We start from the raw sequence: 13,399 nt of genomic DNA on the forward strand, positions 1-13,399 counted from the left end.
TAATGATGCTAGCGAACAAATAGTTCTGGAAAAACTGGTTAGCCATTGTAATACTGATAAAATAACATTGTATATATATTAAAAATTTCAAAAAAAAACATTTTAGTTACTATGACTATGGGAAAAAGTATGTATGAATATTAAAAATCATATACTAGGATTTCCTAGAATTGGTTTGCATCGTGAATTAAAAATTGCTCAAGAGAAATATTGGTCTAAAAAAATTACTTTAAGTGATTTATTATCTATAGGAAAAAAGATTAGAAAAAGTAACTGGAAGCATCAAGCTAATAGCGGATTAGATTATATAACAGTAGGTGATTTCGCTTGGTATGATCATGTTTTAAACATTAGCATGATGCTTGGCAATATACCAGATCGACATCGATTCAACGATCCAGAGGTTAATATAGATACCTTGTTTCGTGTCGCTAGAGGAGCTACTTCTACTGACAAAAATTGTTCAGCATCTGAGATGACAAAATGGTTTAATACTAATTATCATTATATTGTTCCGGAATTTACTCGCGACCATAAATTTAGTTTTTCATGGAAGCAAATTATTGAAGAAACTGACGAAGCTCTATCCTTGGGGTATTCAGTAAAGCCGGTTTTATTGGGTCCGTTAACTTATTTATGGTTAGGAAAAGTAAAAGGAAGAACCTTTAATAAATTAGATTTGTTAAATAAAATATTACCAATTTATAAACAAGTATTAGCTGAACTATATTCTAGAAATATTGAATGGATTCAGATTGATGAACCTATTTTAGTTTTAGATATTCCAGAAGAATGGAGACAAGCTTTTAAAACAACATATAGTACATTACATGGTATTATAAAAATTTTATTAACTACATATTTTGGTGATATACATCATAATTTAGATATAGTTAATACACTTCCGGTGGATGGTTTGCATCTTGACCTAGTATCCGGGAATTATAATATACCTCAATTACATGATTACATAGATAAAAAATTTTTATTATCATTAGGGATCATTAATGGACGTAATATTTGGAAATCTGATTTATTAAAGTGGTTTACTCAATTAAAGTCCTGTATAAAAACTCTCGGTACTTTTTGGCTCGGTACTTCTTGTTCTTTACTCCACACTCCTTTAGATCTCTCGTTAGAAGATAATTTAACAGATTTTGTAAAATCATGGTTTTCTTTTGGAATACAAAAATGTTTTGAATTGTCTCTTTTGTCTCAGGTTTTAAATAATAAACTTGATCAACAAGAAATATATAATTGGGTTAAACCGATTAAGGCTTATAAGTCTTCCAATCTTGTACATAATAGTCTTGTTCAGGAGCGTTTATTACAAATTTCTTCTCGGCAAATTAGAAGAAATAATGAGTTTTCTATTCGCTCTAGTATTCAGAAAAAAGCATTTAATTTTCCTATTCTCCCTACTACTACTATTGGCTCGTTCCCACAAACACAAGAGATTCGAGATTTACGTAAAAAATATAAAAATAAACAAATCAGCCAATTAAATTACGAAAAAGAAATCAAAAGACATATTAAATATAATATCGTTCAACAAGAAAAAATAGGTTTAGATGTTTTGGTTCACGGAGAGCCTGAACGTAATGATATGGTAGAATATTTTAGTGAATATTTAGAGGGTTTTGTGTTTACGCAGTATGGTTGGGTTCAAAGTTATGGGTCAAGATGTGTGAAGCCGCCAATTATTATTGGGGATATTAGTAGAATCACTCCCATGACACTAAACTATTCAAAATATGCTCAATCATTAACTCAAAAACCCGTGAAAGCAATGTTAACTGGACCTGTAACTATTTTGTGCTGGTCGTTTCCTCGAGAAGACGTTTCTAAAGAAGAGATCGCAAATCAAATTGCTTTAGCATTAAGCGACGAAGTTTTAGATTTGGAAAAATCAGGAATCCAGATTATTCAAATTGATGAACCGGCGTTAAGAGAAGGATTGCCTTTACGTAAAAAAGAATGGAATGATTATTTGCGCTGGTCTGTAAAATCATTTAAATTATGTTCTTCGGGAGTCAAAGATAGTACGCAAATTCATACTCATATGTGTTATTGTGAGTTTCATGATATTATGCCGGCTATTGTGGAGCTAGATGCAGATGTTATTACTATTGAAACATCTAGGTCAGATATGGAGCTATTAGAATTTTTTAAAACCTTTAAATATCCGAATGATATTGGTCCGGGCGTATATGATATTCATTCTCCAGGTATACCTACTGTCCAATGGATAGAATCGTTATTAATTAAGGCTTTAAAATATATTGATGCAAAACAACTATGGGTGAACCCAGATTGTGGACTCAAAACGCGTAACTGGAAAGAAACAGAGTTAGCGTTACGTCATATGATACAGGCTGTTTTAAACATTAGAAAAAATTTTAAAAAATAAATTTAAGTATTTATTCCACTCAATGCAATCTTTGTATTCACGGATTGTGTTTAGTGGCGGTATATTGCTAGTATTTGACTAGTTTTTTTATACTTTTGTGGTTGGCGTAATCATTTTTTATATTTTTTATATAAAAGTATATCGAGCTGTTAATAGTATCAGCTCGAATGGTATTTTTATATCCGATTGTTTATTTTTTCGGTAGAATTTAATAATTCAGATAAATTAGCAGCCGCTTCTTCTGCGCTAATAGAGGTAGATTTATTTTTCTTATTTAGTAAATGGTTCATTCGATTTTTAATTCTTTGCTTATGGTATTGATATCCAGTTCCTGCAGGAATTAATCTCCCTACAATAACATTTTCTTTTAATCCACGTAATTGATCTTTTTTTCCTGCTACCGCCGCTTCTGTTAAGACCCTAGTAGTTTCTTGAAAAGATGCTGCGGAAATAAATGATTCTGTAGCTAGAGATGCTTTAGTAATGCCTAATAAATCTCGAGAAAAAGTTATTATCTTTTTTTTATTTTTTTTTAATTTTTTGTTTGCGAGCATGATGCATGAGTGTTCTAGTTGTTCTCCTTGTAGGAAATTAGAATTACCCGGATTGACTACTGTAACCTTTCTAAGCATTTGTCTTATTATGACTTCAATATGTTTATTATTTATTTTTACGCCCTGTAATCGATATACCTCTTGAACTTCGTTAATGATATAATTTGTAACAGCTTGAATTCCTCTTAACCTTAAAATATCATGCGGTGATTCTGGTCCGTCTGAAATAATATCGCCTTTTTCTACTCGTTCACCTTCAAAGACATTAATCTGTCTCCACTTAGGAATCATTTCTTCATAAGCATTGTTTCCGTCAAGCGGCGTAAGAATTAGTCGTCTTTTACCTTTTGTTTCTCTTCCAAACGAAACTACTCCACTTATTTCTGCCAAAATTGCTAGCTCTTTAGGTTTTCTTGCTTCAAATAAATCAGCTACCCGAGGCAGTCCTCCAGTAATATCTTTAGTTCCTACTGATTCTTGAGGAACTCGGGCCAATATATCTCCCGAAGATACTTTCATACCGTTATCTAGTTGTAAAATAGATTTTCCGGGTAAAAAATATTGAGCCGGCATATCTGTTCCTGGTATAAATACATCTATACCAGCTTTATTAATAATTTTTAAAGATGGCTTTAAGTCTTTTCCTTGCAAGTTTCTTTCAGAGATATCCAAAACAACTATAGAAGACAAACCAGTGAGTTCATCATTTTGTTGCGTTATACTTTGGCCGTCAACCATGTCAATAAATTGAATGTATCCGCTGACTTCAGTAATAACGGGAATAGTATGCGGATCCCATCTTGCAATGATTTCTCCAGACTGTACTTTTTCTCCTTCTCCTTTTGCTAAAATTGATCCGTATGGAATTTTATAGCTTTCTTGAGTTTTTCCTAATTCATCTAACATTTTTAACTCAACGTTTCTAGAAATAATAACAATTTTTTTGTTTGAGTTTATGACTGATTTTGCTTGATTTAGATAAATAATTCCATTTTTACGAACTTGAATACTAGATTCAGAAACTATTTTTGACGCAGCTCCACCAATATGAAATGTACGCATGGTTAATTGTGTTCCAGGCTCACCAATGGATTGAGCAGCTATAACTCCAACAGCCTCTCCTTTTTTAACCAACTGCCCTCTAGCTAAATCTCGACCATAACAACAAGCACATACCCCAAAGTTGGTTTCACAATGAACTACGGATCTCACAGTAACCGCGTCAATTGAATTATACTCTAAGATATCGCACCAATTTTCATTTAATAGCGTATTTTTGGGTATCATAATTTTTTTAGAAGAGCCTGTATATAAAACATCTTCTACCGTTATTCGCCCTAAAACACGTTCTCTTAATGGCTCTTTTACATCTCCGCCTTCTATTAAAGAGCTCATAATAATGCCTTTACGAGTTTTACAATCGTTTTCTGTTACGACTAAATCTTGAGCAACATCCACTAATCTTCTAGTTAAATAACCAGAATTAGCTGTTTTTAATGCGGTATCAGCTAATCCTTTTCTGGCACCATGCGTTGAAATAAAATACTGCAGTACATTTAACCCTTCTCTAAAATTAGCCGTGATAGGAGTTTCGATAATAGAGCCGTCTGGCTTGGCCATTAAACCTCGCATGCCAGCTAATTGTCTGATTTGAGCTGCCGATCCTCTAGCCCCCGAATCAGCCATAATAAAAATGTTATTAAAAGACTTCTGTTTTTTTTTTTTATGATCACAATCATACCAGATGTCGTAAGATAAATTTTTCATCATAGCGAGCGCAATACGTTCATTGGCTGCCGCCCAAATATCTATTGTTTTATTGTATCGCTCATCTTCAGTGACAAGTCCTGTCTGAAATTGTTTATGTATTTCCTTGACATCTTTTTCGGATTCTACAATAATATCTGTTTTTTCCTTTGGTATAATGATATCATCAATTCCTACAGATACACCAGATTTTGCTGCATACGAAAACCCTATGTACATAATTTGGTCCGCTAAGTGTACAGTGTCTTTTAAGCCTAAAATCCTATAACAGGTGTTTAAAATTTTAGATATATCTGATTTTCTTAAAGTTTTATTAATAATTTCAAATGGCAGCCCCCGCGGTATAATCGTCCAAAAAATTGCTCTTCCAATTGTAGTTTGTATTATTTTAGTGTGTTTAATTAAGGTATTTTTTTCATTTTTTTTGTATTCTTTTATGCGCACTTTAATAATGGAATGTAACTCAGCTGCTCCTAACATATACATTTTTTCTGCTTCTTTTGGGTGCTTTAGCAACATGCCTGTACCTTTTCCATGATGTTTTTTTCTGGTCATGTAGTATATACCCAAAATTACATCTTGAGAAGGAACGACGATTGGCTCGCCACTTGCTGGTGAAAGTATATTTTTAGTTGACATCATTAATTTTCTTGATTCTTGTTGAGCAGATTTTGTTAAAGGAACATGAATAGCCATTTGATCGCCATCAAAATCAGCATTATAAGCAACGCATACTAAAGGATGTAACTGTATTGCTTTTCCTTCAACTAAAATAGGCTCAAAAGCTTGTATACCTAGGCGATGTAATGTCGGCGCTCGATTTAATAAAACAGGATGCTCGTGAATAATTTCATCAAGGATATCCCATACAATTGGCTCTTCTTGTTCAACCAGTTTTTTAGCGGATTTTATAGTTGTTGCTAGATTTCTTTGTTCTAATTTTCCGTATATAAATGGCTTAAAAAGCTCTAAAGCCATTTTTTTAGGTATTCCGCATTGATTTAAGTGTAAATAGGGGCCTACAGTTATCACGGATCTTCCCGAATAATCTACCCTTTTTCCTAATAAATTCTGCCTAAATCTACCTTGCTTACCTTTAATCATGTCAGCTAAAGATTTTAACGGTCTTTTATTAGAACCAGTAATAGATCTTCCTCTTCTTCCGTTATCGAGTAACGCATCAATAGCTTCTTGGAGCATTCTTTTTTCATTTCTAACGATAATGTCTGGAGCAGACAGTTCGATAAGACGTTTTAATCGGTTATTTCGATTTATAACCCGTCGGTATAGGTCATTTAAATCTGATGTTGCAAATCGCCCCCCATCTAACGGTACCAAGGGTCTTAAATCAGGAGGTAATATCGGAAGTACGGTTAAAATCATCCACTCAGGTTTATTTTGGGATAACAATAATGATTCAAGTAATTGGATTCTTTTTGTAACTTTTTTTCTTTTAGTTTCTGAGTTTGTCTTTAATATTTCTTGCTTTAATTGCTTGCATATTTTTTTTAATTCTATTTTTTTTAATAGTGCTTGTACGGCCTCAGCGCCCATTTTAGCTTCAAATTCGTCTCCACATTCATCTAAAGCTTTTATATACTGATCTTCTGTTAATATTTGACATTTTTCCAAACGCGTCATTCCAGGATCCAAAACAACATAGGACTCAAAATATAATACTCTTTCTATATCACGCAAAGGCATGTCTAATAATAAACCTATTCGTGATGGTAGGGATTTTAAAAACCAAATGTGAGCTATGGGAGCAGCTAATTCAATATGTCCCATTCTTTCTCTTCTCACTTTACTTTGAGTGACTTCAACTCCGCATTTTTCACATACTACCCCTCTATGTTTTAAGCGCTTATATTTACCGCATAAACACTCATAATCCTTTATAGGTCCGAATATACGCGAGCAAAATAACCCATCTCTTTCGGGTTTAAATGTTCTATAATTTATTGTTTCAGGTTTTTTTACTTCTCCGAAAGACCAAGATCGAATAATTTCAGGTGAGGCTAATGCAATTCTAATAGAATCAAATTCTTCAATTTTTGTTTTTTTTTTAAAAAAATTTAATATTTCTTTCATGCATCACTTCTTATAAACATACAACGGTTAGTAAATTAAAGCCTGTATATGGATTTGTATTATCAATCTTTTTATAATTGATTTATGTCTTAATCGCTATTTAGTTCAATATTTATACCTAATGAGCGTATTTCTTTGATTAACACATTGAAGGACTCCGGCATTCCGGGCTCCATTTTATGCTGACCGCTAACGATATTTTTATACATTTTTGTTCTTCCCGCTACATCGTCAGATTTTACAGTCAACATTTCTTGTAGTGTATGTGAAGCGCCATATGCTTCTAATGCCCACACTTCCATTTCACCAAACCTTTGTCCGCCAAATTGCGCCTTTCCACCTAAAGGTTGTTGAGTTATTAAGCTATATGACCCGGTTGAACGAGCGTGCATTTTATCGTCGACTAAATGATTTAGTTTTAACATATACATGTACCCTACTGTTACATCTCTTTCAAATTTTTCCCCAGTCCTGCCGTCAAATAAAGGAATTTGTCCAGATGAAGGTAGTTTACCCATTTTTAATAGTTCTTTGATTTCCGTTTCATGCGCTCCATCAAATACTGGGGTAGCCATAGGCATTCCTGAGCGTAAATTCTCAGCTAACTGGATTACTTCTTGATCAGAAAAATCGTTCAAATTGATTTTTTGATGCGTGTTATTTCCAAGGTCATATGCTTTTTGTAAAAATTGACGTATTTTATACGTTTTTTTTTGTTTTGTTATCATCTTATCGATGATATTTCCAATTCCTTTTGCCGCTAGTCCTAAATGTGTTTCTAGAATTTGACCTACATTCATACGAGAAGGAACTCCTAATGGATTTAATACTATATCAACTGGTACTCCTTCATGATCATACGGCATATCTTCTACTGGGTTAATTTTTGATACCACGCCCTTATTTCCATGACGTCCGGCCATTTTATCTCCCGGTTGTATTTTTCTTTTTACAGCAAGGTATATTTTGACTATTTTTAAAATTCCAGGAGCTAATTCGTCACCTTGGATAATTTTTCTATTTTGTTCTTTTGTTTTCTTTTTGAGTGTTTTTTTTAATTTTTTATATTGTTGTTTCAATGGATGAATTTTGTTTTTTATTTTTATAGAAGGATATACATTATTCTGAAAGTATTGGTCTAAAGAATGATTTTTAAAATTGTGCGGAGGGGCGTTCGATGATGTTAATATTTTATTTATACGCATAAAAATATTTAATTCAAAAATTTTAAATTCTTCCATTAAGTTTTTTTTAGCTTGTACTAATAACATTTCTTCTATTTCTAATGTTCGCTTGTCTTTTTTAACGCCGTCTCTAGTAAATATTTGTACATCGATGACGGTTCCGTGCACTCCGTTAGGAACGCGCAGCGACGAATCTTTTACATCTGATGCTTTTTCCCCAAAGATAGCTCTTAATAGCTTTTCTTCAGGAGTTAGCTGTGTTTCCCCTTTTGGGGTTACTTTACCTACCAGTACATTTCCGCTTGAAACCTCTGCTCCTACATAGATGATTCCGGAATCATCTAATTTAGATAGCATTGATTCACCTACATTTGGTATATCGGCTGTTATTTCTTCTATCCCTAATTTTGTATCCCGACATATACAGGACAATTCTTGAATATGAATTGTAGTAAAGCGATCATCTCTCACCACTTGCTCTGAAATTAATATAGAATCCTCAAAGTTGTATCCGTTCCAAGGCATAAAAGCTACACGCATATTTTGACCTAATGCTAATTCACCTAGATCAGTAGACGGTCCGTCCGCTAAAACATCACCTTTTTTTATCAAGTTGTTTAATTGAACGCATGGAATCTGGTTAATGCAAGTATTTTGATTTGATCGGATATATTTTTTCAAGTGATAAATATCAATCCCTAATTGGTTTTCAAATATCTTACTATCGGTAATCTGAATAACTATTTTTTCTGCATCAACATACTGAACTATACCGTCTCTTTTAGCGATAATAGTAACTCCAGAATCTACGGCTACAGATCTTTCCATGCCAGTGCCTACTAATGGTTTTTCTGACCTAATCGTCGGTACCGCTTGTCTTTGCATATTTGCGCCCATTAAGGCTCTATTAGCATCATTATGTTCTAGAAACGGTATTAAAGAAGCGCCTACAGACACGATTTGCTGAGTCGACACATCCATGTAGTGAACTTTTTTTTTGTGAAATAAACCAAATTCTCCGTGGTGCCTACAGGTTACAAATTTTTTTGAGAATTGACCGTTTTTATTGATTTTTGTGTTTGCCTGGGCAATGATGTAATTGCCTTCTTCAATAGCAGATAGATATTTAATGTCTTTAGTAACTACAGTATTAATGATCTTTCTATACGGGGTTTCTAAAAAACCATATTTATTGGTTCTTGCGTATATAGATAATGAATTAATCAATCCTATGTTAGGTCCCTCAGGAGTTTCAACAGGACAAACACGACCATAGTGCGTGGGATGCACATCTCTAACTTCAAAACCAGCTCTTTCTCTAGTTAACCCACCAACTCCTAGCGCAGAAATTCTACGTTTATGCGTGATTTCTGCCAAAGGATTGTTTTGATCCATAAACTGAGATAATTGGCTAGAACCAAAAAACTCTTTTATTGCAGAAGAAATAGGCTTGGCATTAATAATGTCTTGAGGCATAAGAGAGTCTAATTCACTAAGTGATAATCTTTCTCGTACAGTGCGCTCTACTCGGATTAATCCAATTCTAAATTGATTTTCTACCATTTCACCTACTGATCGAACGCGACGGTTACCTAAATGATCTATGTCATCTATTTCGCCTTTTCCGTTTCTGATATTAATTAATTTTTTTATTACATCGACAATATCTTGCTTACTCAATGTTCCCGGACCACTCACTTCTTTACGTGTTAAAGATTTATTAAATTTCATTCGGCCGACAGGAGAAAGATCATATCTTTCGCTAGAAAAAAATAAATTATTAAATAAATTTTCTGCAGCTTCTTTGGTAGGAGGTTCACCCGGCCTCATCATTCTATATATTTCAATTAATGCTGTAATTCGATCTTTAGTATTATCTATTTTTAATGTATCAGATATGTATGATCCGTGATCAAGATCATTGGTAAATAAAATGGATATTCTGCCATGCTCCAATTTTTTTATTTTTTTAACATCTTCTTTGGTTAACCGTGTATTTGCAGCAATTAACACTTTTCCTGTTCTGGGATCAAAATAATTTTTGCTAATTATTTTTCCATAAATATATTCTTCCGGAATAGTAATAGAAGTTATATTTTTTTTTTTTAATTCCTTAATGTTCTGAGCTGTAACCCGACTTCCTTTCGTTATATAGACTTTTTTATCTTCAATAATATTGAATGGTATGATTTCACCATGTAATCGCTCAGGATTGAGGGCCATTGTAATATTTTTTTTTTTAATACAAATAGCGTCGTGTTTAAAGAAAGTATCAAGAATTTGTTCTGTATTAAAGTTTAAAGCATGTAAGATTACGGTAACTGGAATTTTTCTCCTACGATCTATTCGTATAAATAAGTGATCTTTAGGGTCAAACTCAAAATCAAGCCACGATCCTCTATATGGAATAATTCTGGCATTATATAGTATTTTTCCTGATGAATGAGTTTTTCCTTTATCGCTATCAAAAAAAACGCCAGGACTTCTATGTAACTGTGATACTACTACCCTTTCTGTTCCGTTGATAATGAATGTCCCGTTTTTTGTCATTAACGGCAATTCACCCATATATACTTCTTGTTCTTTTATGCATTTTACTATGGAATTATTTGAATCTTTTTCATAAATGACTAATTGTAACTTAACTCTTAAAGGGATTGAATAAGTTATACCGCGCGTGTGAGATTCTTGAACGTTAAAAGTTTTTTTACCTAAAATATATGATACATACTTCAATTCAGCGCTTCCGTTATAGCTGCGAATAGGAAACACTGATTGAAAAGCGGATTCTAATCCTTGATGATTATTTTTATTAGACTGAATAAATTGCTTAAATGAATTGATTTGAATAGATAGCAGGTAAGGAATATCTAATACTTGCGGTTGTTTTCCAAAATTTTTGCGGATACGTTTTTTTTCGGTGTGAGAGTAAACCATTAGCTCCTCAGCGTTTTTCATGACAAATAAATTATATTTTTTAAAATTTTTTTGAATCTTTATTCGGTATTCAAAATAAATGGTGAAAATTATTTTTAAATATATATGTAGCTATAAGAAACTGGTGATCTGATAATCACCAGTCACTAATATATTTGTATATATTAAGATAATTTTTTAAAAAATTATGTTTTATACAATCTCTGCGGTAGCTCCGGAATCTATCAGAGATTTTTTTAAGCTATCTGCATTTTCTTTGGTAAGATTTTCTTTAACAATTGTCGGCGCTGATTCTACGAGATCTTTAGATTCTTTCAATCCTAGCCCCGTAGTACTGCGTATTATTTTGATGATTGATATCTTGTTAGGTCCTATATTTGTTAGTTTAACAGTAAATGAAACTTGTTCTTCTTTTTCAGGTTCTTTATTAGTTTGTGTAGTATGTGTTGGTGCAACAGATGAAACATTAAATTTTTTTTCTATATCCGAAATTAGTTGCATAATTTCTTGTACTGACATTTCAGAAATGGCGTGTAGCATTTCTTCTTTAGTCATAGGCATAATGATTATTCCTAAAAAGTCAAAATATATATAAAAACAATTGATTAGTTATGCTAATTGTGCTTGAGTTGATATAAAGCGCGCAGTAACTTTCCTAAAGTTATTTCTTTTAATATCCAGATAAATTTGATTATAGCTTCTTGGTGCGTTGGTAGATCAGCAAGATCATGAATTTCGTCGAGATTAAGTAATCTTCTTTCATAGACGGCATTCTTTATTTGAAATTGATTATTTTGTTTATTAAATAATTTAAATAATCTACTTGCGCTACCGGGATGGTTCATAGAGAATGCAATTAATGTAGGTCCGCTTAATACTGGCTGCAAAGTATCAAAATGAGTGTTTTCTAGAGATTTTTTTAGTAATGTATTACGTATTATATGCATTTCTACATGGGATATTTTTGCTTTCTTGCGTAGAGTATTGATTTCATTTACGGTAATTCCAGATGGATTAGCTGTTACAACTGACAATGCTTTTTTTGCAACATGATGCATTTTTTTAATTATATCTTGTTTTTTAGTGCGAGTTAATGCCATTTTTTTATCCTAGTTATGATGATGTGTACCAATAATCATAAAATTATAGATTTTGTAGATTTTACAGGATAGAAGGCGGTTAAATTAGATAGATGATATTATTTACAATGGATTTTTTTTTTAAAAAATATTATACCAATATGCGATATATATTTTTTAAAGGTATTTATCTTGTTTATAAAGATAAATAATCAATATTTATTCCAGGACTCATTGTTGTTGATATATTAATATTTTTAAAATACATTCCCTTTAATTGAGCTGGTTTAGCTTGTTTAATGGAGTTATATAATATTAAAAAATTTTCATATAAATCATTATCAGAAAAGTTTATTTTTCCGAAATTGCTGTGAATAATACCGCTTTTATCGCTGCGATAAGTTATTTTCCCTCGCCTTGCTTCTTCTACAGATTGTTTTATGTTAGTAGACACGGTGCCGAATTTTGGGTTAGGCATAATACCTCTAGGTCCTAATATAGGTCCTAACTTTTTAACAATTTCCATAGTTTCTGGTGACGCAATAACAATATCAAATTTTATTGTTTGTTTGGTTATAATATCGGCTAGATTTTCTGTGCCTACAAAATCTGCTCCTGATGTTTGAGCAATTTTAACATTATCGCCAGTAGTAAAGACTGCAATTTTTATTTTTTTGCCTGTTCCATGTGGCAATAATATAGATCCCCTAATATTGTGTTCATGTTTTTTAGGGTTAATATTTAAAGAAAAGCTGGCATCTATACTTTCTATGAATTTAGCTGGTTGTAATTTTTTTAAAATTTTTATAGCATTTTTAATGTCATAGAATTTTTTTTTTATTTGATTTTGATTTAATTGCATTTTTCTAGATTTTTTTTTCACTTTTATTCCTTGGTTACTGTTATTCCCATAGATCGTGCAGTGCCTTCAATAGTTCTAGCGATTCTTTCAATATTGGATCCGGTCATATCAATCATTTTTTGTTTTGCAATATCATATATTTGATTTTTTGTGATGTTTCCAACAATTTCATGATTTGGTCTTTTAGATCCGGTTTTAATGCCTAGACATTTTTTTAATAATATAGCCGCAGGAGGGGTTTTGATAATAAAAGTAAAGGTTTTATCGGTATACACCGTAATGATAACAGGAGTAGGAACTCCTTTCTCTAAATGGGATGTTTGTGAATTAAAGCTTTTACAAAACTCCATTATATTTATTCCTTTTTGCCCTAAAGCTGGTCCGACCGGAGGACTTGGGTTAGCCATGCCAGACAGTACTTGTAACTTAATATAAGATTGAATGTTTTTGGTCATTATATTCCTTGATTTTTTGGTATATATAATTTTTTAATTGACAAGGGTGGTAATGCAAGA

The 13,399-nt window shown here is 32.3% G+C and carries 7 protein-coding genes; 1 reads left to right on the plus strand and 6 read right to left on the minus strand.

Annotated features, from left to right (window positions below):
• The first annotated feature begins 133 nt into the window (after positions 1–133).
• Complete coding sequence (gene metE / locus CINFORN2912_RS00085) at positions 134–2,410, plus strand: 5-methyltetrahydropteroyltriglutamate--homocysteine S-methyltransferase (RefSeq protein ID WP_075433643.1); 2,277 nt, start codon at positions 134–136, stop codon at positions 2,408–2,410.
• A 176-nt stretch (positions 2,411–2,586) separates the two neighbouring features.
• Here the strand turns inward: metE and rpoC are convergent, their stop codons facing one another.
• The 6 genes from rpoC to rplK all read right to left on the minus strand — a co-directional run bounded on the left by rpoC (position 2,587) and on the right by rplK (position 13,339).
• On the minus strand, positions 2,587–6,822 hold the full coding sequence (gene rpoC / locus CINFORN2912_RS00090; protein WP_075433644.1) for a DNA-directed RNA polymerase subunit beta': 4,236 nt from the start codon (positions 6,820–6,822) through the stop codon (positions 2,587–2,589).
• A gap of 89 nt (positions 6,823–6,911) precedes the next feature.
• Complete coding sequence (rpoB, locus tag CINFORN2912_RS00095; protein WP_075433645.1) at positions 6,912–10,943, minus strand: DNA-directed RNA polymerase subunit beta; 4,032 nt, start codon at positions 10,941–10,943, stop codon at positions 6,912–6,914.
• Between the two features lie 192 nt (positions 10,944–11,135).
• Positions 11,136–11,504 carry a 50S ribosomal protein L7/L12 gene (gene rplL, locus CINFORN2912_RS00100; RefSeq protein WP_075433646.1) on the minus strand — a complete coding sequence of 123 codons (369 nt, stop codon included), beginning with the start codon at positions 11,502–11,504 and terminating at the stop codon, positions 11,136–11,138.
• Positions 11,505–11,557: 53 nt separating this feature from the next.
• Positions 11,558–12,043, minus strand: coding sequence for a 50S ribosomal protein L10 (gene rplJ / locus CINFORN2912_RS00105; RefSeq protein ID WP_075433647.1), 486 nt, complete (start codon positions 12,041–12,043; stop codon positions 11,558–11,560).
• 175 nt (positions 12,044–12,218) lie between these two features.
• The gene (rplA, locus tag CINFORN2912_RS00110; protein ID WP_075433648.1) at positions 12,219–12,905 is read right to left on the minus strand and encodes a 50S ribosomal protein L1; all 687 of its coding nucleotides are present in this window, start codon (positions 12,903–12,905) and stop codon (positions 12,219–12,221) included.
• 2 nt (positions 12,906–12,907) lie between these two features.
• Positions 12,908–13,339 (minus strand): 50S ribosomal protein L11, encoded by a 432-nt coding sequence (gene rplK / locus CINFORN2912_RS00115; RefSeq protein ID WP_075433649.1) that lies wholly within the window; start codon positions 13,337–13,339, stop codon positions 12,908–12,910.
• Positions 13,340–13,399 lie beyond the last annotated feature (60 nt).

This window comes from Buchnera aphidicola, assembly GCF_900128725.1.
GTDB classification, from domain to species: domain Bacteria; phylum Pseudomonadota; class Gammaproteobacteria; order Enterobacterales; family Enterobacteriaceae; genus Buchnera_F; species Buchnera_F aphidicola_K.